This is a genomic window from Flavobacteriales bacterium (genome assembly GCA_016124845.1).
In the GTDB taxonomy this organism is placed as follows: Bacteria; Bacteroidota; Bacteroidia; order UBA10329; family UBA10329; genus UBA10329.
In genome coordinates, this window is sequence record WGMW01000049.1 from 1 (window position 1) to 21462 (window position 21462).

19 protein-coding genes and 1 pseudogene are annotated in these 21462 nt (G+C 49.5%); 8 read left to right on the forward strand and 12 right to left on the reverse strand.

Annotated elements, in window-relative coordinates:
- Positions 1-231: 231 nt before the first annotated feature.
- The 3 genes from GC178_15910 to GC178_15920 all read right to left on the reverse strand — a co-directional run bounded on the left by GC178_15910 (position 232) and on the right by GC178_15920 (position 2660).
- Entirely contained in the window at positions 232-741 is a 510-nt protein-coding gene (locus GC178_15910; GenBank protein MBI1289052.1) for a hypothetical protein, read from the reverse strand.
- Between the two features lie 166 nt (positions 742-907).
- The gene (locus tag GC178_15915) at positions 908-1132 is read right to left on the reverse strand and encodes a hypothetical protein (protein ID MBI1289053.1); all 225 of its coding nucleotides are present in this window, start codon (positions 1130-1132) and stop codon (positions 908-910) included.
- A 103-nt stretch (positions 1133-1235) separates the two neighbouring features.
- Complete coding sequence (locus GC178_15920; protein ID MBI1289054.1) at positions 1236-2660, reverse strand: oligosaccharide flippase family protein; 1425 nt, start codon at positions 2658-2660, stop codon at positions 1236-1238.
- A 270-nt stretch (positions 2661-2930) separates the two neighbouring features.
- Here GC178_15920 and GC178_15925 point away from each other — a divergent pair, with 270 nt between their 5' ends.
- Positions 2931-4058, forward strand: a complete 1128-nt coding sequence (locus tag GC178_15925) for a glycosyltransferase (protein MBI1289055.1) — start codon at positions 2931-2933, stop codon at positions 4056-4058.
- Between the two features lie 91 nt (positions 4059-4149).
- Here the strand turns inward: GC178_15925 and GC178_15930 are convergent, their stop codons facing one another.
- From GC178_15930 to GC178_15945, 4 genes are all read right to left on the reverse strand, one after another.
- On the reverse strand, positions 4150-4449 hold the full coding sequence (locus GC178_15930) for a YbaB/EbfC family nucleoid-associated protein (GenBank protein MBI1289056.1): 300 nt from the start codon (positions 4447-4449) through the stop codon (positions 4150-4152).
- Between the two features lie 6 nt (positions 4450-4455).
- Positions 4456-4662: a hypothetical protein gene (locus tag GC178_15935; GenBank protein MBI1289057.1), complete on the reverse strand. Its 207-nt coding sequence runs from the start codon at positions 4660-4662 to the stop codon at positions 4456-4458.
- A gap of 78 nt (positions 4663-4740) precedes the next feature.
- Positions 4741-5475, reverse strand: coding sequence for an N-acetyltransferase (locus tag GC178_15940; protein ID MBI1289058.1), 735 nt, complete (start codon positions 5473-5475; stop codon positions 4741-4743).
- A 9-nt stretch (positions 5476-5484) separates the two neighbouring features.
- Complete coding sequence (locus GC178_15945; GenBank protein MBI1289059.1) at positions 5485-5808, reverse strand: hypothetical protein; 324 nt, start codon at positions 5806-5808, stop codon at positions 5485-5487.
- 94 nt (positions 5809-5902) lie between these two features.
- On the opposite strand from GC178_15945, the gene GC178_15950 reads away from it, so the two are divergent.
- The gene (locus GC178_15950; protein MBI1289060.1) at positions 5903-7537 is read left to right on the forward strand and encodes a Zn-dependent hydrolase; all 1635 of its coding nucleotides are present in this window, start codon (positions 5903-5905) and stop codon (positions 7535-7537) included.
- Positions 7538-7576: 39 nt separating this feature from the next.
- The gene (yaaA, locus tag GC178_15955) at positions 7577-8341 is read left to right on the forward strand and encodes a peroxide stress protein YaaA (protein MBI1289061.1); all 765 of its coding nucleotides are present in this window, start codon (positions 7577-7579) and stop codon (positions 8339-8341) included.
- Between the two features lie 88 nt (positions 8342-8429).
- Here the strand turns inward: yaaA and GC178_15960 are convergent, their stop codons facing one another.
- The 3 genes from GC178_15960 to rimK all read right to left on the reverse strand — a co-directional run bounded on the left by GC178_15960 (position 8430) and on the right by rimK (position 12536).
- Positions 8430-9470 (reverse strand): hypothetical protein, encoded by a 1041-nt coding sequence (locus GC178_15960; protein ID MBI1289062.1) that lies wholly within the window; start codon positions 9468-9470, stop codon positions 8430-8432.
- Positions 9471-9476: 6 nt separating this feature from the next.
- Complete coding sequence (locus tag GC178_15965; GenBank protein MBI1289063.1) at positions 9477-11564, reverse strand: hypothetical protein; 2088 nt, start codon at positions 11562-11564, stop codon at positions 9477-9479.
- A 99-nt stretch (positions 11565-11663) separates the two neighbouring features.
- Positions 11664-12536: a 30S ribosomal protein S6--L-glutamate ligase gene (gene rimK, locus GC178_15970; GenBank protein ID MBI1289064.1), complete on the reverse strand. Its 873-nt coding sequence runs from the start codon at positions 12534-12536 to the stop codon at positions 11664-11666.
- Positions 12537-12755: 219 nt separating this feature from the next.
- Here rimK and GC178_15975 point away from each other — a divergent pair, with 219 nt between their 5' ends.
- Entirely contained in the window at positions 12756-15011 is a 2256-nt protein-coding gene (locus GC178_15975) for a T9SS type A sorting domain-containing protein (protein MBI1289065.1), read from the forward strand.
- A 125-nt stretch (positions 15012-15136) separates the two neighbouring features.
- A complete protein-coding gene (locus GC178_15980; GenBank protein ID MBI1289066.1) occupies positions 15137-16300 on the forward strand; it encodes an acyl-CoA dehydrogenase in 1164 nt (387 codons plus the stop codon).
- Between the two features lie 80 nt (positions 16301-16380).
- Here GC178_15980 and GC178_15985 read toward each other — a convergent pair whose 3' ends face one another.
- Positions 16381-18063 carry a hypothetical protein gene (locus GC178_15985; protein ID MBI1289067.1) on the reverse strand — a complete coding sequence of 561 codons (1683 nt, stop codon included), beginning with the start codon at positions 18061-18063 and terminating at the stop codon, positions 16381-16383.
- 197 nt (positions 18064-18260) lie between these two features.
- Here GC178_15985 and GC178_15990 point away from each other — a divergent pair, with 197 nt between their 5' ends.
- The 3 genes and pseudogenes from GC178_15990 to GC178_16000 all read left to right on the forward strand — a co-directional run bounded on the left by GC178_15990 (position 18261) and on the right by GC178_16000 (position 19684).
- On the forward strand, positions 18261-18860 hold the full coding sequence (locus tag GC178_15990) for a hypothetical protein (GenBank protein ID MBI1289068.1): 600 nt from the start codon (positions 18261-18263) through the stop codon (positions 18858-18860).
- A gap of 81 nt (positions 18861-18941) precedes the next feature.
- Complete coding sequence (locus tag GC178_15995) at positions 18942-19472, forward strand: hypothetical protein (protein ID MBI1289069.1); 531 nt, start codon at positions 18942-18944, stop codon at positions 19470-19472.
- Positions 19473-19510: 38 nt separating this feature from the next.
- Positions 19511-19684 (forward strand): annotated as a pseudogene (locus tag GC178_16000) (acyl-CoA dehydrogenase).
- Positions 19685-19691: 7 nt separating this feature from the next.
- Here GC178_16000 and GC178_16005 read toward each other — a convergent pair.
- Entirely contained in the window at positions 19692-21461 is a 1770-nt protein-coding gene (locus tag GC178_16005) for a hypothetical protein (GenBank protein MBI1289070.1), read from the reverse strand.
- Between the last annotated feature and the right edge of the window lies 1 nt (position 21462).

Below are 21462 nucleotides of genomic sequence, written 5' to 3' on the forward strand. Positions count from 1 at the left end.
CATGTCAATTACCCCAACCCTTTCCGCTAAAGATAATGCGTTGGTGCGTCAATGCTCCGTTGGCGTGGGTCGGCCTCCGCACGGTCCTCGATACATCCGCCACAGGCGGACACTCGGACTGACCCGCGCACGGACAGCGCACGGACAGCGCAGAACCGGTAGAGACGCGATGCATCGCGTCTTTATTGGTAACGGTATAGGCATTGGGCTTGGGGGGTGGTTGTTTGTTTTTCACGGAATGAACTGTTCGTCAATTCGCGTGATTGTTCCGTTTGATACATGAAGAAACAAAAGGGTTTCTGCATGGATATAACTTTCAATTCGGTTCACGTCAAGCGGCTTTGATTCAGGTAATCTTTGTGTGCCATTGTCGTCTATTATGTACTCAACGGATAAGTTTGACCCTAATATGAACGTCCTGAGTTTTGGATTCACATTTGATATGTAGTAACCATCAGTAATATTCGTTATCGTGTCATTGCCGTCTATAAAATAGGCTTGGTCTCGCCTTTCAGCCTCCATAGCTTCTTGACCAGATAAATAGTCAACATAATCGGCTTGGATATAAATATCCGAACCTACCAGTTCAAAGCTTTTTATATACGCGTATCTATTTTCGGTAATCGTGTCGATTGGCAATGGTTCATTCTGCTGTTTTAAAACTTCATCTTCACTATCGAGTTTTCCGGAATTGGATTCCGATTCTCGGCAAGCCATCAAGAAAACAATGGTAACCGTCATGTAATAAATTGCCAGTAAATGTCTCATTTCAATTACCCCAACCCTTTCCGCTAAAGATAATGCGTTTGAAGCTGCCGACCGTTACAAACTCTCCCCGTCACTTCTCCCTTCGCTCGAAGCGCCACCCCTCTCTTCGCGAAGAGAGGGGAAAGACTCCGATCAGGAGTCAGGGGTGAGTTGCAAGCACCGACAGCATAGAACCTGTAGAGACGCGATTCATCGCGACTTTATGGTGGATGGTGGGCGGGTAGCCATGCATGGTGGCTGCAGAAACCGCTTGAGCATCGGGGCAAGGACGAAGTGCTTGCCGCCCAGTTCCGTTCTTCAATTTCTCTATCGCCTCCTTCTCATAGGTGGTGTAATTGAATCTGTCTTTCTCTATTTCTTCCATTTTTCTGTGTCTATCTGGTTATCAAGTCTATCTATCTGAGAACTGACACAGTTTATTGAACAGACTCTGGTTCCGAACCTTCCTCAAATAAAGCAGGGTGCTGTCAGGAAACCGATTCCCGAATGGTCTTCAGTTCGGTGGCGGTGGAGGCCAAGGTGAGGATGCCCCCCACCACAAGGGTAAGGATGGCGGCCACTTGCCACGACTGCGAACGCAGGAAGTAGGCGCTGACGGCCACCAACAGGGAGGCGCCCGCCAGCATGGCAAAGCTGCCCGTCAGTTTCATGCGGAAGGTGCGGATGCCCACGGCCAACTGCAATAGGAATCCGATGGTCTGGGTGGTAAGGCAGGTGATGGCCGCCCCGTAAGCCCCATATTTCGGAATGAAGATGAGGTTGAACACCACACTTACAACCACCGTTACCAACGCAATGGTGTTGAGGTGTCTGAGGCTGCCATTGGCCGTAAGGAGCGTGCCCACCACATATACCCCCGCCATGGGAATGAGCGAGAACATGAGCGTGGCCAGCACGGTGGCAGCCTCCTCGGCATGTTCGTGGTACATCAGCCCCATCAGTTCGCGCCCATGGAACAGGCAGATGATGCCCAAGGTGAACGCGGGAATGAGGATGAGTTTCATGGAAACGCGTACCAGCGGCACCACGTCCTCTTTCAGCTTGATCATGCGCGAGAACATGGGCAGCAGCAGCCCCGCAAACAGGTAGGCCATCATGTTGCTGGCATCCAGCAGGCGGAAGGCCTGCGCGTAGATTCCCGACTGCGTTTTGCCATCGGGCAACAGGCGTTCTATCAGCACCGAATCGATGCGACCGTAAATGCTCATCAGCAGAATGAGCAATGCGAACGGCAGACTCTGCTTGAGGATGACCCGCAGGATGGAAAGGTTCCACCCGAAGGAAAAACCGTTTCCGTATTTGAGAATGACACCAAGCGCAGCCAGCGCGGTAATGGCGTACGAGGCGGTTTGCAGGTACACGAACCACTCTATCTGAAAGGGCTGCGTGCGGTTGCCGGCCCACAGTATCCATCCGCAGGAGACGATCATCAGCAGGCGGTCGAGGATGGAGATGGTGCTATCGATCTTGAACAGGTGCAAGCCCGAAATATTGGACCGCAGGAACAGGATGAACGAGAGCAGGAACTGGTTGAAGCAGAGCAGCCCCAGCATTTGCAGTTGCGCTTCGGAGTAGTGGAGAAACCAGGCAGCCAGCAGGCAGATGATGAAGTATGCGATGGCCAACAGCAGTCGCAGCGCCACAATGCGTGGGAAGTATTTGCCCAGCAAATGCTGATGCTGCGAAATGTTGCGGTTGTTGAAGTTGCTGATGCCCAGATCGAGCAGAATATTGAGGATGAGGGCGAAATTGAACAGCGCGAAGTACGAACCGTAGGCTTCGGCACCCACTTCGTTCTGCACCACACGGTCAATGCCGAAGATCCAGAACGGTTTCACCAGCAGGTTGAGAAACAGTAGGAACGCGAGGTTGGATAGGAATTTCCGCTGCATGGCCGTTGGCAAATGTAATACACCAAGACGGTGAAAGCCGATGTCTATTGTTTCCTGCCGGATGTAATCATCTGGAAAGCCGAGACGCTTCGTTCCTCAGCGAAACAGATAGAGGTTGCGACATTTTCCGCTTGTTTCCCTGACGAAGGAAGAGCCTTTTTGTCCTGCCCTGTTCGGTCAAGGTTTCTTGGGAGTGCACACATATTGCCAAGCAGGGGGTGAGTTGAAAGTGACAGACCACGGCAGTAGAGCTTTTATTACATTGCTGCCGTGCGAATTGCGGTCAATACACGGCTATTGCTGAAGGGAAAACTGGAGGGTCTGGGACGGTTTACGGCCGAAACCCTCCGCCACATGACCGCAGCGCATCCCGAGCACGAGTTCTTCTTCATATTCGATAGGGCGTATGACGAGGAGTTCGTATTCTCCAAGAACGTGACACCCGTGGTGGTGGCGCCACCCGCGCGCCATCCCGTTCTCTGGCACGTGTGGTTCGAGCTCTCCCTGCCCAAGGTGCTCAAAAGATTAAAACCCGACCTGTTCCTTTCGCCCGATGGGTTTCTCTCCCTGCGGTCGGATGTGGTGAGCCTGCCCGTCATCCACGACCTCAATTTCGTGCACAACCCGCAGGACCTTGCCCGATCGCATGCGTGGTTCTACAACCGTTATTTCTGGCAGTATGCGCAGAAGGCCAAGCGCATCGCCACGGTTTCGGAGTTCTCCAAGCACGATATTGCCAAGCAGTACAATATTCCGTTGGAGAAGATAGATGTGGTTTACAACGGGGTTTCGGAACGGTTCAGTCCCATCAACGAGGAACAGAAACGTGCCGTGAGGAACACGTGGACAGCAGGAACGCCTTATTTCATCTACGTGGGTTCCATCCACCAGCGCAAGAACATCGAGCGCATGTTGGCCGCCTACGACCAATTCAGAAAGGAGCAGGAAACACCGTTCAAGTTCGTATTGGTGGGCAACCGCAAGTGGTGGACCGATTCCATGCAGCATGCGCTGGACGCGATGGAGCATAAGGACGAGGTGATATTCGCGGGCCGCGTGTCCGATGAAGACCTCAACGGATTGCTGTCGGCAGCCGTGGCCAATGTGTATGTGAGCACCTTCGAAGGGTTCGGCATTCCGATCATCGAGGCGTTTCAGGCCGAAGTACCCGTGATCACTGCCAACACCACCAGCATGCCCGAGATAGCGGGCGATGCCGCCTTGGTGGTCGATCCGTATGATGTGGCGGCCATCACCAATGCCATGCTGGAAGTTTCCAATTCAGAAGCGTTGCGAAAACAGCTGATAGCAAGCGGGAAGGAACGCGCCAAGCTCTTCACGTGGCAGCGCACGGCCAATTTGCTTTGGGAAAGTATTGAGGCGACCGTGGCCAGCTGATCTGTCATGCTGTCCGCTTGAGGTGGATCAGCATTTGAACCCAAATAGACCCTGAAACAAGTTCAGGGTGACGGTGATAAAGACGCGAGCATCAGAACAGGCCGAGCCCACCCATCATACCTCCGGCCATGCCGCGCATCTCGCTTTCGAAAACACCTTCGGCATTCGCCAGCGCCTGATTGGTGGCCATCAGTACAAGTTCCGCAATTTCCTCGTTGTCGGCATTCTCGTAGATCTCCTTCGGAATGATCACTTCCTTGATCTTGCGGTTACCGCTCGAGATCACGGTCACGCCTTGGCATTCGCCTTTCACCGAAATGTTGTCCATGCGCTCTTTGGCAGCATCCATCTGCTCCTTCATCTGCTGGAGCTGTTTCATTTTATCAAACATGGGAAACTATTCCTTGTCGGGGTCGGATTTGACCTTCGAGTTCTTGGTTAAGAGTTTGATCCTGTGGTCAATGAGGCGGCTCATATCATCTTCCTGATCGGCAATGGAAGGGTAGATGCTGGTAGAGATGATCTCTGGACAGAGTTCCTTGATGGAACGGTTGAGGTCTTCAACCTCTTCCATGATCTCTTTGAGAAGGCTTTCCTTTTCCACGGACCCAAAAGTATCTGTGCCACAGGTGGATGCCAAGGAAAAACGGGAAAAGATCTCAACGATCGATCAACCGATTCTTCACTCATCTGCCCATGGCATGCCACGCATAAAGCGGTCTTTCCATGGGTAGAGTGGTTGGCCGTTGTCATCGGTCAGGTCGCGCACGTCCGCTATCCATTTGGCTGGGCTGCCGAACAATTGCGAGGAGTCGTCAAAACTCTCCAGCACCAGCGAATGCGCCCCGATGAGGCAGTTCTCACCGATGGTCACATTTCCCACAATGGATGATTGAATACCCACTTGCGTGTAGCTGTGGATGGTCGGTCCTTTCACCATTTCGGTTGGTGGATGGGTGTCGTTGGCAAGCACCACGTTCGGGTAGATGAACACGAAATCGCGCAGCGTGGAATACTGGCACAGATGAACATTGCTGTGCAGGTGGCAATGGTTGCCCATTTCCAAGAAGCCCTGAAGGTCAGAACCCGTTCCAATACGGCAATGGTTGCCGATCACCGATGCTTCGCGAATGGTGACGCGATGGCCCGTTTCGAAATCTGAGCCGATGCTCACACCTGCGTAAATGATGCTGTGGCTGCGGATCAACGAATCGGGGCCGATCTCGGTGGTCGGGTTCTCGTATTCCTCCGTTCGGTAGTAGTCCGATGTCGGTTCTCCTATTACGCAGTTGTTGGCAATGGTGGTGTTGTCGCCTATCACCACATGGTCGTAAATGACGGTATCATCTCCGATGCGGACATTCTTGCCCAATTTCGCCAGCGGACTTATCCGCACGTTGATGCCGTTGAACTTCAATGGATGCGTTTATAGGTCTTCTTCAGTCTCGTCCTTAAAGGCACTCGACCTCTTTCTGTCCTTGATCTCAAACGCCTGTCCTTCCCAATAGCAGGTGTAGCAGCGGTACCGCTTCACAGGCAGAATACCGAATGTGAGGGTTTTCAACAGGCGGTCGCCAGCTGTGCGCTGCGCCCGTTTCAGTTCACCCGAACAGTTCGGGCATTTCTTGATCTTGTAATAGTTGGAAAATCGCAGAAGGAAAATGAAGATGATGTAGATGACGAAAATGATGGCAAACCAACGCAGCAGAAGCAGGGCAAAGGCCACATAATCTATCTCATCGGGTCTCATAATGGCTGGCTAAGTTAGAATCTCTGAGGGTTTCAACTTCATCCGATTCCAATGCTTCCTGTAAATCCTCATATTTGACGTGAAATCTACCGCAATGAAGAAGCTATCCTATCTCATTCTTAGCGCAGCACTTGTTGCTGGATGCAAGCAAGCGCCAAAGCAGGAACAACCGCAGGAAGAGAAACCCACCACTCCAGACTATTCGAACGTGTACACCGAATTCACACTTACCACCGATGTTTCGCAGCTTACCGAAGATGAGAAGGCGGTGATCCCGATCCTGATCGAGGCTGCCAAGATCATGGACGGCCTTTTCTGGCAGGAAGCCTACGGAGACAAGGATGCACTGCTTTCGAGTATTGCCGATGCGCAACTTCGTAGCTATGCCGAGATCAACTACGGTCCGTGGGACCGATTGGATGGCGACAAACCTTTCATTGACGGGGTGGGCGAGAAGCCGCTCGGTTCGGGATTCTACCCGACCGATATGACCAAAGAGGAGTTTGAGTCGTGGGACAACGCTGACAAGACCTCGCTTTACACCTTCGTGAAGCGCGATGCGGAAGGAAAACTCCAGACCGAATGGTACCATGAGCGTTTTGCCGAGCAGGTGAACCGCGCAGCCGATCTGCTCGATAGCGCAGCCACCATCACCAAAGAGAAAGAATTCAGGAAATATCTGACCGAGCGTGCCAAGGCGTTGCGTTCGGATGAATACTACACCAGCGACATTGCATGGATGGATATGACGCAGAACGGATTGGATTGCATCATCGGACCCATTGAAAATTACGAGGACAAGCTTTACAACTACAAGGCTGCGCACGAGGCGTATGTGCTTGTAAAGGACAAGGAATGGACGAAGCGATTGGCGAAATACGCTGCATTGCTGCCCAAATTGCAGGAAGGGCTTCCCGTGCCATTGGAATACAAGACCGAGAAACCAGGCCGCGATTCGCAGCTGGGTGCGTATGACGTGGTCTATTATGCGGGCGATTGCAACGCAGGGAGTAAGACCATAGCCGTGAATCTTCCGAACGATGAGAACGTGCAATTGGAGAAGGGAACGCGCAGGTTGCAACTGAAGAATGCCATGCGCGCCAAGTACGATAAGATCCTGGTGGACATTGCCAAGGAGTTGATCGTGGAAGACCAGTTGAAGCACATCACGTTCGAAGCGTTCTTCGGAAATACCATGTTCCACGAAGTGGCGCACGGACTGGGCATCAAGAACACGCTCAGCGGTAAGGGAACGGTTCGGGAAGCACTACAGGAAGAGTTCTCAGCCTTGGAAGAAGGCAAGGCCGATATTCTGGGGCTCTACATGGTAACGGAGCTTTACGAGATGGGCGAGATCACCGAAGGAACCGTGATGGACAATTACGTGACCTTCCTCGCAGGCATTTTCCGAAGCGTGCGTTTCGGGGCCAGCAGCGCGCATGGACGGGCAAATATGGTCCGGTTCAACTACTTTAAGGAGCATGGTGCGTTTACGAAGGAACACGGTAAGTACCGCGTCAATTTCGAACGCATGCAGGAGGCCATGAACTCGCTGAGCGAACTCATCCTGAAGCTTCAGGGAGATGGCGACAAGGAAGGTGTCATCAATCTGATGGATGTGATGGGCAACGTTCCGCAAGACCTGCAGGCCGACCTCGACCGACTGAAGGAAGCGAACATCCCGGTAGATGTGGTGTTCAATCAGGGAACACAGGTCCTCGGACTTTAGTCCATCATTTCTAATTCATAATTCATCATTACTAATTGAATGATCACCGTTATATCACCCGCCAAAAAACTCGACTACGCATCTGAAACCTGTACCGAAGAATTCACCATTCCCGAAGGATTGGACCGCTCGGCACAGCTTATCAATAAGCTCCAAAAGACATCGAAGAAGCAGATAGGGGAGTTGATGGACCTGAGTACCAATCTGGTGAATCTGAACGCGGAACGCTATGCCAATTGGACGCCCGATTTCACGGAAGGGGAGACGCGTCAGGCCATCCTTGCTTTCAAAGGCGATGTGTATCAGGGAATGAAGAATGAAGAACTCACGCCTACCGATCTGAAATACGCGCAGGACCATCTGCGTATTCTCAGCGGGCTACACGGGCTGCTGCGCCCGTTGGATCTGATAAAACCTTACCGTTTGGAGATGGGAACGAAGCTTTCCGTTCGTGGCAAGAAAGACCTCTATGGGTTTTGGGGAGATGAGATCACAAACCGCTTGAACGCGGCCTTGGAAGCCTCAGGGAACGACACGCTTTGCAACCTCGCCAGTGGCGAATATTTCAAGGCAGTGAATACCAAGAAGCTGAAAGGCAAGGTCATTACACCTGTGTTCAAAGACCTGAAGAACGGGCAATTGAAGGTGATCTTCCTCTACGCCAAGCAGGCGCGCGGCATGATGACGGGCTACATTCTCCGCAACCGCATCAACAAGGCTGAAGACCTGAAGAACTTCTCAGATGGTGGTTACTGTTTTGACGAGAACCTTTCGGACGGAGAGACGTGGGTGTTTACGAGGTAATTAGGGGCGAAGTAAGTTCATTGGTAATTTTCAGTTAAAAAAAGACCGTCAAACCAAAGTTTGACGGTCTTCAAATTCGAAACAAGGGTTACTTCGAGTGGGCACTTAGGAATTGGTCCACGGCTTCGCTCCACCTGTTCAGGTATTTCGCACGTTTTTCATTTAATGCCTGATTGTCCTCATTGTACGACTTTATGGCTGCATTGAACTCTTCCGCAGCTTTGTTGTACTTATCAATATCGGCTTTTGTACGTTCCGACTCACGCATCCCTTCAATAGCGGCTCGCAGCTTATCAAACTCATCACGTTTCAAATGAAAGTCTGCCACTTTTGGAAAGTCTTTCTCAGCCTCGGTCTGATAAAAATCCAGAATATGTTTGACGGCCACCTTTAAAGACGCATCGCCCTTGTAGATGTCCAGTCCATCAATTTTCGCCAGACCTTCTTCCGCATCTACCTTTAAACCATTGACGGTTTGTTGAAAACTACCCATGTCTTCCCGCTGCTGCGCATCCAGCACATAGGCCTCTTGCTTGTAGGGTTTGAAAAAGATGAGATAAACTGCATTGTAGTATTTCAATGCTTCGCTTGCGCTTTTTATCTTTTTGGTCAGTTCATCATCTTCAGATTCCAAAAGGGTGATGTTGTGGGCTCCGGCAAAAACGTTTTGCGCAGCGTTCAACTTGTCCGAGGCTTCATCTAACTTGTCGTTAGCAAGTTCTTTGGCCATCATGTAAGCTTCCATTGCGTCATATGATTGTTCTGCAATGGCTTCCATGTCAACAATTTTGGCGTAATCTTCTTTCAGGACAGTTGTGGTCAGCTGCATATAGTCGCTTGCGGCATCTTTGAGTGATGCATCTCCCTCAAAGGCAGATATCTTTTTTAGGTCTTTGCTCACAGTTTCAAGTTGTTCTATCAGCTTTTTACGGGTCTTTTCAACTTTCCGTGCGCTTTTTCCTTGGGTTACAGATTTCAAGTATTGCCACAATTCCTTCTTGAAAGAGCCGAATGGTGTGGTTATTTGGGTCATATGTTCTACGGCTGAGCCTGAAGATTGGGCAACCGCAACCTCGGTTGAAACCAAGGATAAGACAAGCATGATGCTCAGTAGTCGAGATGTTTTCATTTACAATTATTTAGTTGATGATAGATTAATGATGTCTGTAATGATGTTGTAAGCTTCGGATATGTAAATATCTTCTGATATCCACTGACGAATCTCTTCGTCCATCTTTTGGGAAAGGCTTTCGGTTTCCAGTTTTAGGTCTCGATATGATGGAATGACCACATCGTACCTATCACTCGCTTTGAATTCTGTGTCTGCAGTTGCCTGACCACGCTTCTTCAATTTTTCAAAATAGTATCGAAAACCATCTACATCCAAAGGAATTGTGTTGAGGGAATCTTTCTTCTGTTCCGAATTCACGATGGCGATGAACGCTGAATCGGTTGATACACGTTCGTCACTGAGTTTTTGGAGTTCTACAACGGAAGCGGAGGTTTTCCATGGTGTGTAATACGTTTTTTTGTCTACTGTACCTGCTGGAAGACATGAAGGGTAGAAGCGTTCTCCTATCTCTTTGTCGCTGTATGCGCTCGGTAGGGCTATATCGGGAATAACCCCAACTTGCTGAATACTTTCGCCTGTTATGCGATAAAACTGCCCAATGGTGAGTTTTACGAATTCCCCTCCTTTTTCGGTCGCCTTAAGTGGAACCACCTGCTGAATGGTCGATTTGCCAAATGTTTTGGACCCAACTATTACCCCACGCTTATGATCCTGAATACAGGCAGAGAAAAGTTCAGAGGCAGATGCGCTAAATTCATTTACCAGTACCAGGAGCGGACCGGTATAGGCCATTCCCCTGCTCATATCCTTCATGGTCTCTGGCTCCAAATTCTTGTATTTGGCAACGGACAGGGCACCGAAATCAATGAAAATTCCAGCTAAGCGCAGAGCTTCAAGCATTGACCCGCCTCCATTGTCTCGCAGATCCAAGATGAGGCCATCGATTTTCTCCTTTTCCAATCGTATGAGTTCCTTTCCGATATCGTTGGCACAGCCGTTTGGCAGCCAACCTGCGCCATCTTTGCCTTCGTAGAACGTAGGTAGGTACATATACCCGATTCTTCGTTTCCCGCTGAGAATATGACTTTGAATGGAATTCTTGAAAAGGGTTACCAATTCCTTTTTAAGTGTAACGGTCCGGTATTCTCCCCCTACTTTTTTAATTCTGAAAGTTGCGCTTGTCAGATCTGCTTGGAGCAAGTAGCCGGTAGCTTCCTCTAAGCTGATGCAATTGAGGTCCAGTGGTTTTCTTCCATTACCTTGAACGCTAAGAATGATGTCTCCTTCATTCAGTTCGTTCGAATTCCATGCAGGGCCACCCGGCAAAATCGTTATGATCTCTATCTCACCATCCTTATTTTTTTCAGCCTCAAATCCGAAAGAAGGAGCTTCTTTGGAAATGAGTGTTTGGAACTTGGCCTCATCGTTGGAATTGAAATAATTGGTGTGCGGGTCAAAGGCACTTGAAATGGATTGCAAATAAGAGTCAAATACGTAATCCTCCATGCTGGCACCAGCCTCATGAATTGTTTTAAAATGACATTGCTCCCGTTGAATAATCTGTTGTGCTACATGCTCCAATGAGTCTGTTGATAACGCATCAAGACCTCTTTCTGCCCCGTTCATGTAAGCAACTTCCCACAGTATTTGCAGTTTTATCCATTGTATCCATTTTCGTTTGCGTTCATTTTCTGTAACGGGTCTGTGTTTATCGGATAGTTGTAAGGAGTCTTTCTCAATCAAATTGATGGGAGTTGACTCAAGACCTGCAATCAAGGTCTCCGTTTCATTGAGTTTATTAACATAAAGCGCTTGAAGCTGCTCAATGAAAACGGTTGAATGTCCATCGAGGTCATCATCGATCTTATTTCGGAAGGCTTGAAGTTTCTCCACATCCTCTTTACTGAATATGAGCGACTGTGGGTCAAGAGTTTCCATCAGGTCATCGAAAACAAGTGCTGAAAATGCATCATTGACCGGCCGAGGCGAGAAATGGAATTCAGAAATGGTGTTGAGCAATCGGTCAGTACGTTCAACCTGAGACTGGCCCTTGCTTTTTGAAATGGTGGTTACAACTATGAGAAGCAGAGCTGGAGGGAAAAACAGTAAACGGTTGCTACAGTGCCGTCTACAAAACCCAAAAGATACCATACAGCTCCAAAAGCGAGTGGAAGATTCTCTCAAAACAGCTTTTAAATAAAGGCGATTGAATGATCGCCCGAAAGGTACTGTTATATTTTGTACCTCAAATCAAACATTGCGCTCAATGTATCGGATAATGCTACCAGCGATGTTCTTTCCGGTGGCGTTCTCTATGCCTTCGAGGCCAGGTGAAGAGTTCACTTCCATGATCATCGGTCCTGATTTCGATTGAAGCATGTCCACGCCTGCCACGCCAAGCCCCATCACGCGGGCGGCTTTCAGCGCAGTATTCTCCTCATCATCTGTCAGTTCGTAGACGGAGGCGGTTCCACCACGGTGCAGGTTCGAACGGAATTCGCCTTCCTTGCCCTGTCGTTTCATGGCACCTACGACCACACCATCAACCACGAATGCACGGATATCAGCGCCTCCGGCCTCCTTCACAAACTGTTGCACGATAACGCGCGCCTGCAGTCCATTGAATGCTTCCAGGACCGATTCGGCCGCACTCTGCGTTTCGGCCAATACCACACCAACGCCTTGCGTGCCTTCCAGCAATTTGATGACGCAGGGCGCACCACCTACTTGGTTGATCACCTCAGAAACGTTCTTGGAGTAATTGGTAAAGGCTGTTTTGGGAAGACCCAATCCGGCACGCGAAAGGATCTGTAGACTGCGCAACTTATCGCGCGAGCGAACCAAAGCCTGCGATTCAACAGCTGAGAACACCTTCATCATCTCAAACTGTCGCACCACGGCTGTTCCGTAAAATGTGATGGACGCACCGATACGAGGAATGACAGCGTCAATTCCGGTCAATTCTTCGCCCTGATATATGATGTGCGGGCGTTTCTTCTCGATGATGATGTCGCACTTGGCGTGATCCACCACCAGCATTTCATGTCCGCGTTTTCCACCTGCTTCCACCAATCGTTTGGTAGAGTAGAGCTTTGGGTTTCGCGACAGGACAGCAATTTTCATCTAAATGGATTTCAAGGGGGCAACGTTAATTAAAATATGTTTCGATTCGATATTTCATAACTTGTTGATTCACAATAATTAAGCGAAAGATAACATTCTTGGTACAGAGTGTGTGGTCACGTAGCAGACCAACGGACCAAGTGGTATGTCAACGGATGGTCATCACACTACTGATCGATCATTACATTTGATCATCCAACTGTAACCCCATTCATTGCAATGAAAAAGAACATTTACCTTCTCTTCATCCTTTTTACCGGATTCCAGTCGCTGGCACAGAATCTGGTGGTGAACCCGAGTTTTGAGAACACTTCAAGCAACTGTGCAAACACAGGAGGAGAAGGATTCTTCACAGATCTGGTAGGAACGTGGGACAATGCGAGCAACAACCCCCAAGGCGATAGTTGCTCCTCTCCGGACCTTTTTTCTGCGTGCAATGTTCTTTTTGGCAACCCAACTGTTACCAATATGCCGCATTCCATGCTCGGATATCAGTATTCGCATACGGGCACTCACCACGCTGGTATCATTACTCACGAATCGCTGGATGAATACCGCGAGTACATTCAGGGACACACCTCTTCGCCACTTGTGGCCGGGCAGAGTTACTGCGTGAGCATGTACGTGAGTTTGGCAAACAGCGTCATGTATGCCTCTGATAACTTGGGGATCTATTTCGGAAATACGCCCTACATGCGGAATCCTTGTCCGGGACAAAGCAATTCGGCCATTTATGTTACTCCGCAATTGAATTACGACTGTGGCGCTATCACAGATACGGCAAATTGGGTGCGTTTGCAGTGGAACTACGTAGCCACCGGTGGTGAACAATACTTCATGATCGGGAACTTCTTCAATAATGCCAATACCACGATTGTCAACAATCCGGGTGGTACGTTCATCAATCCGTATGCCTACTACTACATAGACGATGTAAGCATTGAGGCTACCAGCAGCTGCTGCCATGCAGATATCAGTCCTGTAGAAGTGTTGTGTGCAGCAGATGCACCTATTACATTGGAAGCAGTTGGAGGGGTAGGTTCCAGTTGTTCCAGCGCCACAACAGGTACATGGTCTGGTACCGGAATTACGGATGCCAACGCAGGAACCTTTGATCCGTCTGTAGCAGGAGCCGGAACGCATACTGTCACATACACTCTAAGCTGTGGCTATAGTGCAACGGTAGATGTGGATGTGAATGCTTGCGCCACACTTTCTGTCTGTGCAGAGGCAAATGGAGATTTCACCGTATCAGGCGGAACGGGACCATATACATGGAGTGAACAGGATTCCGTACAGGATTGCAGCGCTTGTCAGGATATTTTTCCGATCCCTCCATGTTCTTTCCCGCCAGGATGTTCGGTGATGGTACTTGGGTGGACTGATTTTGCAACAGGCACAACAGTGACTCCTTCAGGTAACTGGCCTATTCGAGTGGTGGACAGTGAAGGAGGTGTGATTGAAATTGCAAGTGCCAATGATGTGCAACTCTGTTCACAGGCCACATGTCAATTGGAATTGAGTCTTGTCACAATGCAGGGAGATTGTGCAGGCGTTTCGGGTGGTTCCATCACCGTGGCTGCAACAGGCAACATAGGCACCGTTTCTTACGAATGGGATACGAATCCTGTTCAGACAGGAGCGACAGTAAGTGGACTTACTCCCGGAAGCTACACGGTAACGGCTACCGATCAGCAGAATTGCCAGGCCACATTGACGCAGGTGATAGAGAACGGCTCAGCTGCCGCAGATGCAGGTCCGGATCAGGATGTCTGTAAGGGAAATCAAGTGACACTCAGCGCAACAGGAGGTACTTCTTATGTTTGGGACAACGGTTTAGGATCTACTGCTACCGGACAGACCATCACATTCACCGCAGGTTCCACTACTACTTACACAGTTACAGTTACAGACGCGAGTGGCTGCACAGGTACAGATGATGTTACCGTAACCGTACACGAATCACCAGTTGCAGTTCTCACCTCACCCGTAACTCAATTATGCGATGATGACAGTCCGATTCAATTGACCGGAAATCCATCTGGAGGAACCTTCAGCGGTCCGGGTATGAACGGTGATATGTTCGACCCCGCTGCGGCAGGGGTTGGAGCCCAGACGATCACGTACACGTATTATGATGTGCCTGAATGTCCGGGTACGGATGAGGTGACAATTACCGTAGAATCGTGCACCACCAGCACAGGAATTGTTGATGCCAAGGCATTGGAAGGGCTTCTGGTACACCCGAACCCTACCAGCGGTACAATTGTACTTGAGAATGTGGGGCCATTGAGTGGTAAGGCAACAGTTTCCGTAGCAGATCTTTTAGGACGCACCGTTGTGGAACCAATGCAGGTAAACCTGAAAGGAATGCGTCTGCCTATCGAACTTTCTTCAGTTGCTTCTGGTCAGTACCTGATTCAGTTACTACAGGGAAAAGACCGGATCGCGACCATCCGCATCACCAAGAAGTGATTTGAAAGTAGCTTTTTAAAGAGGGCGATACGCTGTGTATCGCCCTTTTCTTTTGTCCGCATGTAGATGACTGCGTGAATTAATGCTATTCAATTAGATTTGGACTCCATTTCAAATTTCAGAAGATGACCGAATTCATAGAAAGACCGATGTTCAATGAGGAACACAATATGTTCCGCCAATCCGTGCGTGATTTTGTAGCCCAGGAGATCGTACCGTACAATGCCGAATGGGAAAAGAAGAAAATGGTAACCCGCGAAAGCTGGGAGAAACTGGGTGCCAACGGATTTCTGTGCATGCAGGTGCCAGAGCAATATGGCGGCCTTGGAATTGAAGACTTCCGCTACAACATGATCTTTGCCGAGGAACTTAGCCGCGCAGGTGTTGCCGGTCCTGCGGTGGGGTATCCGTTGCACAGCGATATCGTGCTGCCATATATCCTCGATTTCGGTTCGGAGGAAATGAAAAAGAAGTGGGCTCCGAAGATGATCAGCGGAGAGGCCATCGGTGCCATTGCCATGACCGAACCAGCCGCAGGAAGCGACCTTCAGGGCATGAAGTGCACCGCAGAGGACAAGGGCGATCACTACCTGGTGAACGGTTCCAAGACCTTCATTACCAACGGATACTTGTGTGATATTGCCGTAACTGCCGTGAAAACCGACCCTGCGTTGGGTGCCAAAGGAATCAGTATGCTATTGATGGAGGCAGATATGGAAGGCTTTACCAAAGGTGAACCGTTCCACAAGATAGGATTGCATGCACAGGACACCTGCGAACTCTTCTTCGATAACGTGAAAGTACCGAAGGAAAATCTGATCGGTAAGGAAGGCGAGGGGTTCAAGTATTTGATGACCGAGCTTGCGCAGGAACGTTTGGTTGTAGGAATCGGTGCCATCGCTGCTGCCGAAGGAATTTTCTGGAAGACCGTACAGTACGTGAATGAGCGTAATGCGTTCGGTCAGGCGGTATCCCGTTTTCAGAACACGCGTTTCAAAATGGCAGAAATGGCCACGGAGATCACCAAGGCACGCGCCTTCCTTGATCAATGTGTGGTGCTGCATAACGAAGGAAAACTCGATGCAGCCATGGCCAGCATGGTGAAGTTGACCTGCACCGAAGTTCAATGCCAAGTGGCAGATGAGTGTCTGCAATTGCATGGCGGCTACGGCTACATTTGGGAATATGATGTGGCACGTGCTTGGGCCGATGCCCGTGTGCAGCGCATCTATGCAGGTACCAACGAGATCATGAAAGAACTCATTGCCCGTAAAGTGCTGGGCAAGTAAACCCACGGAAAACATGTAAGCAGAATCTCCGCAGGAACGACCGTTCCTGCGGAGATTCTGTTATTCTCATTGGCACGAGGCTATAACTTCGGTTCCAGCTTTGCAATGGTGTATTTGTCATCGGTCAGAAAGCAACTCAGTAGCTGTCCTGACCTCAAGCTATAGGTGGTTGCCACATCCAGCGGATTGTCTCCCAACTGCTTACTGGTCATCAGTTGCTGTCGTTTCCCGTTTTTAAACGAGGTGGCATCCTTGTACATGGGAACCAGACTTATAGGGTTCGGTGCCGTAAAGAACGGGTGTACCTCTTCGCGCGGATCGAACTTGCTGCTAAGATTCCGTCTATTGTCATTGAATACATAATAGATGGCATCATGGGTTGCGAGCGATTCGATGCCCAGATACGCGTAGTTGTTGAGATGTTCTCCCTGCGCATAGGCAAATCCACCCAGATAGGAGAGGTTCTCATCTTCGCTGAGATAGTAGGAGAGAAGGGCGGGATATCCTCCTCCTGAAAAGGCCCCTGCGGAAAAGTTGTAACGGCCGTGGATGGCCTGATAGACATTGATGTACACCTCATCGGTACCCGGAACATGTCGGATGCCACAATCGAACGGTTGTACCATGATGCTTTTGCCTTCGCGTTCCTTGGCCTTTATCTTATTGTACTGCGATCTGCTGGCGGCCACCACCACCTCATCAATGGAGAACAGGTGCTCATAGAAGTTCTCTGGCCGATACTGTTCTGACCATTGGGCATAGTGAAAGCCATCTGCCGCATCTTGGGTGGAGGCCACCATGAAGGCAAAGCCGCCACGGCCCTCATCGGCAAAGTACTCTACCAATGTGGCTTTCCGGTTGCTGATGTGCATTACAGGGTCGAAACTTCGGGTGGCCTGGGTACCGCTTCCACGATCCATGTGTATGTGGTCGGTGGTTGTGCCGTTCACCTTGCTCCAAAAGGTCTGAAAACGGTGATATTTCCCTTGGTCACGTCCAAAATCGACACGGCTCCAGAAGAATACGTTTCCGAAATTGTCCAGCCCAATGGCGGTATGGTTGGCTCCCTGACCACTCACCACGGCCACGCCATAGTGTGCATCAGCCATGAACCAGTCGGCATCTCCGATACGGAGAATACCTTCCTCGATCTTAGTGGGCACATCCTTGCGCCAAAGCTGGTTCAATTGGTCATCATACACGGAGAAACGGAAAAGTTTGCCACCTTCTTCAGGCTCTGGTAGTTTGTAGTAGACCAGCAGCTTCCGTCCATCGGGCGATACTTTGGTAGCTGCAAAGCTGTTGTCGAAATTCTGGTAGAAATCCTTGCCTTCCAGGCAGTCAACGGCCAATGGGTCGTTTATTGGCTGCATGGTCTGCACGTCCAGTTCCTGTATGTAGAGGCAGTTGGTCTTGTCTTCCTTTGATGAGACGAAATACGGAAGCAGTAGGCGGTCGCCTACCATTATGAAATGATGTTGGTCTTTACTCTGCTTCATTTCCAAGGTGCCCAACTTCTTGGCCGTCATGCTGGCAAGGTCCAGTTCGAAGGAGCGATAGAGGTCCTTGCCCTTATGGAAGATGGCAATGCAGCGTTGATCGGGTGTTTCTATGAACTGTGAGAATTTGTAACCATCTCCCACTTTTATGGCCTGACTGTAACTCACGTTGAGGTCTGTAGGAGGGGCGTTGCGCTGCGCCATACCTACGGATGGGCCAAAGCAAAGAACACTTACAAACAGGGAATACAGGTATCTTATCATAAGAACGGTAAATGAATGCGATTACAATAATACATCTACTTTGTGAGTATAAACCAAAAGAGACGCTGAATGTGTTCATGTGCTACCATGTTGGAATTTCTCTATCAGGTGTGGTATAGCACAAACCACAATATTGTTAACTTGAACACTTGAACACTTGAACACTTGAACACTTGAACACTTGAACACATCAGCTGATGATCTCTGATAACGACCTGCGAATTGATTTCTCTTTCGATTGCAAGGAAGGGAAGCGGTCATTCATCCATATTGGGAAGGATGATTACTGTAAGCGTTGTGCCTGTATGGTGCGGGATGTGCGCAATATGTCGCGGCAAGAGATTCAACAACTGTTGGATGCCAACCACGGAGAGCTCTGCGCACAGTTCTATCTCGATCAAGTGGACACCACCTCAGGCCACCGTCCAACAGTAAGCCTCTCCATGGTGGCGGCAGGGCTTACCACGCTGCTCACCTTGGCATCCTCGCAACAGGCCATGGCGCAGGCCGCCCCGCCCGGTATGGAGCGACATTATGAGGCAGAAAAGCCCCGAACCAACCCAACTGAGAGGCCACAGACAGCGGAACAGTCCCAGAAGCCATCGGAACCTAAAAGAGAGTCGAAAAAGCCAAAAACATGTACCGCAGCGGTGGAGACCAAAGAGGAGAAGGAGGTGTATAGAAGTCGGAGGCTGTTCAAACTGGGTCGTCTGCATGTGTTCAGTACCGAGAAATTTCCATTCATCAGACCTCGTATCCGTAGTAGAAGAAGAGGAAAGGTGCTTTATGTCAGATAGTTACGATGCTGATGTGGTTTGCTTTATGGTGGGTGAGAACGTGAGGTTAAAATTCAAAAAGCCTGAATCGAGGTAGATGGAATGAATGTCCTGTTTTTCATATCCAAACTGATGGTCAATGCTTACTTGTTGGCAAGCATTCTCAATGCGGTGCTGACCAAGAGGTTCCTGAACTATGAACGCCTACAGAATTCGATCGGTATTATTTTCGTCCTTGGGAATGTGCTGTTTTCGGCCACAATTCTATTCACCCTGTTCAAAACGTGGTATTCTGGCGTTGCAAATGAGGAATTCGTATATGAGGGGATCTCTCCCGGACAGGCTCTTTCCAGACGCGGTCTGCTGGCGGTCTGGTGGGTCATTGCCACCGCACTCAATGCATTCAGATCTCTGAGAACAAAGCGGTTGACAGTGTTTCTCACTTTTCTCTGTTTCTTGCCCTATTTCATTGAGTTTTTCGTGGTTTACACTGTGTCTGACGTAACGCTGAAGACAATCAATCGAGTATATCTCGTACCATTGGCGGAAATGTTCGTGGCCGGTCCAATTCTATATGGTTCTCTCGTTTGTTGGGAAACAGGAATTTTGTTTCGAAAGAGTAAAGACCGGTGAGTATAAAGGCTATGGCCAGCATGGTGAAGTTGACCTGCACCGAAGTGCAATGCCAAGTGGCAGATGAGTGTCTGCAACTGCATGGTGGCTACGGCTACATTTGGGAATATGATGTGGCACGTGCTTGGGCCGATGCCCGTGTGCAGCGCATCTATGCTGGTACCAACGAGATCATGAAAGAACTCATTGCCCGTAAGGTGCTGGGCAAATAATTCTGAATTATTGAGAAACGGTGCGGAAGGTCTCTATGCGATTTTCCGCTCCGATAACCTGTATCAGGTAAACAGATCGGCTGGTAAGATCTGGAATCTGAGTTCGGGTTGCGTTCACCTTTTCGGAAGAAATCAGTCTGCCATCAATCGCATACACATTCACCAAAGCGGGTAGAAGTGTGGCATCTATTTGCAGTTGATTCCCAAATAGTTTGACCAGTTTTTCTTGCACCGTTTCTACAGGAACATCTGTGATGACCTCTTCGCAGGTTACGGGTTCGTTATTGTTGAAACGGGTTTCTGCCGGAATCAATTTCTGATTGATTGCCAACGGGTAACCGACCATCGGAAGCGTTTCTGAACTCAGGAAATCGGGCAGGCCGTTCTCATCCAAATACAACGAATTGAATGTCATGTTGGATGTATTGGATGGTGTGACGGTTTCATTGACGTTGTTCCCAAACTGATAGTGGCCGTTGCCGTTCACCAGAAACAGCCCGAACGGAAACCCAGAATTGGTGATCTCGTTGCCAACCACATTCATTGAATCGGTCGGGGTGTTTCCATCCGAGAAGAAGCCGTACAGTTCAGCCCTGTTTCTGAAAAAGGTGTTGAACGGCCCATTGCTTTCATGCGAAGCATCTACAACGATGTTCTGTATCGTGTTTCCTTCAAACAGGTTCAGGTAGGTGTAATTCCCGTGCAGCACCGCATCGCCAGCAGAGTTGGAAGGCAATGTGGATTCTTCCCAGAAAGGGTCGTGCGAATAGTTGTAGCCGAAAACATTGCCATTGGCACCTGCCTGCAAAAGCATGGAGTGACGCAAATGGTTGAAAACATTGTTCTGCGCTTTGCAGAAACTGCTGGCAAACTGGAAATTGACGCCATAACCCTGCCCACCGCCACCGTAGGCGAACGCATGATGGAAATAGCAACCCTCCACTTGAATGTGAGCCGAACCATTGGTCTCAAGATGGGCGAAGTTGCAGTTCTCGCTTTCCACGTTTCGGATCACGCAATTAAAAGCATTGTTGACGTAGATGTTGCTCGTTTGTCCGCTTGAAGCATCTATTCTTTCAATTTTCAGGCATTCAATTCCAACTGCTCTGCGTGGTGTCAATTGCTTGATGTAAGGAGTGCGGGAAAGTGGATAGTGATGATTCAGCGGATCGGCCAACGCAAGCGTATTTCCATTGATGGCTTCAATTTCCACAACCTGACCTAACGCACCATACGCCCATGACGAGAACATGTAATCCTCATCGAACTGATAGAGTCGGATGATGTCGCCAACGTTCAACGAACTCGCATCAGACAGTTCGATCTCATAAGAACCTTTTACACCATCGGAAGAAAGTGAAAGCTGAGTTGAACTGATACTGCCATTGATGACAATGGCGTTTCCCGTTCCACCAAGGTCGAATTTCAAGGTTGTTCCGCTTGATTCTCCTTTCAGGAAAACGCTGTCAGGCAATGAAATGCCCGAAGTGAACAAATAATCCCCTTGCGGGAAATAGACGGTTCCGGCCGCTCCGCTCAGGCTTGCCAGCGCTGCGCTGAAAGCGGAGTTGCAACTGTTGCTTCCAGTATTGTCCGCTCCAAAATCCAAAACCGAAACTTGGTTGCTGGGAGCTTGTATTGTCGTGGTGTTGCCTGCGTTTTCCCACGTGGTGACGCGTTCCGGTTCAAAAACCTGCGCGACCGAATCTGCAAAAGAGAACAAGACCAGACCGAGTGCAAGAAAAATTCTAAAGTTGGCGAGTATGCCTTTTTTCATG

Excerpts from the sequence above, each read along its gene's own strand:
- GC178_15910 (MBI1289052.1), bottom strand. The coding sequence starts at position 741 with ATGACGGTTACCATTGTTTTCTTGATGGCTTGCCGAGAATCGGAATCC.
- GC178_15915 (MBI1289053.1), bottom strand. The coding sequence starts at position 1,132 with ATGGAAGAAATAGAGAAAGACAGATTCAATTACACCACCTATGAGAAG.
- GC178_15920 (MBI1289054.1), bottom strand. The coding sequence starts at position 2,660 with ATGCAGCGGAAATTCCTATCCAACCTCGCGTTCCTACTGTTTCTCAAC.
- GC178_15930 (MBI1289056.1), bottom strand. The coding sequence starts at position 4,449 with ATGTTTGATAAAATGAAACAGCTCCAGCAGATGAAGGAGCAGATGGAT.
- GC178_15945 (MBI1289059.1), bottom strand. The coding sequence starts at position 5,808 with ATGAGACCCGATGAGATAGATTATGTGGCCTTTGCCCTGCTTCTGCTG.
- GC178_15950 (MBI1289060.1), top strand. The coding sequence starts at position 5,903 with ATGAAGAAGCTATCCTATCTCATTCTTAGCGCAGCACTTGTTGCTGGA.
- yaaA (MBI1289061.1), top strand. The coding sequence starts at position 7,577 with ATGATCACCGTTATATCACCCGCCAAAAAACTCGACTACGCATCTGAA.
- GC178_15960 (MBI1289062.1), bottom strand. The coding sequence starts at position 9,470 with ATGAAAACATCTCGACTACTGAGCATCATGCTTGTCTTATCCTTGGTT.
- GC178_15965 (MBI1289063.1), bottom strand. The coding sequence starts at position 11,564 with ATGGTATCTTTTGGGTTTTGTAGACGGCACTGTAGCAACCGTTTACTG.
- rimK (MBI1289064.1), bottom strand. The coding sequence starts at position 12,536 with ATGAAAATTGCTGTCCTGTCGCGAAACCCAAAGCTCTACTCTACCAAA.
- GC178_15975 (MBI1289065.1), top strand. The coding sequence starts at position 12,756 with ATGAAAAAGAACATTTACCTTCTCTTCATCCTTTTTACCGGATTCCAG.
- GC178_15980 (MBI1289066.1), top strand. The coding sequence starts at position 15,137 with ATGACCGAATTCATAGAAAGACCGATGTTCAATGAGGAACACAATATG.
- GC178_15985 (MBI1289067.1), bottom strand. The coding sequence starts at position 18,063 with ATGATAAGATACCTGTATTCCCTGTTTGTAAGTGTTCTTTGCTTTGGC.
- GC178_15990 (MBI1289068.1), top strand. The coding sequence starts at position 18,261 with ATGATCTCTGATAACGACCTGCGAATTGATTTCTCTTTCGATTGCAAG.
- GC178_15995 (MBI1289069.1), top strand. The coding sequence starts at position 18,942 with ATGAATGTCCTGTTTTTCATATCCAAACTGATGGTCAATGCTTACTTG.
- GC178_16005 (MBI1289070.1), bottom strand. The coding sequence starts at position 21,461 with ATGAAAAAAGGCATACTCGCCAACTTTAGAATTTTTCTTGCACTCGGT.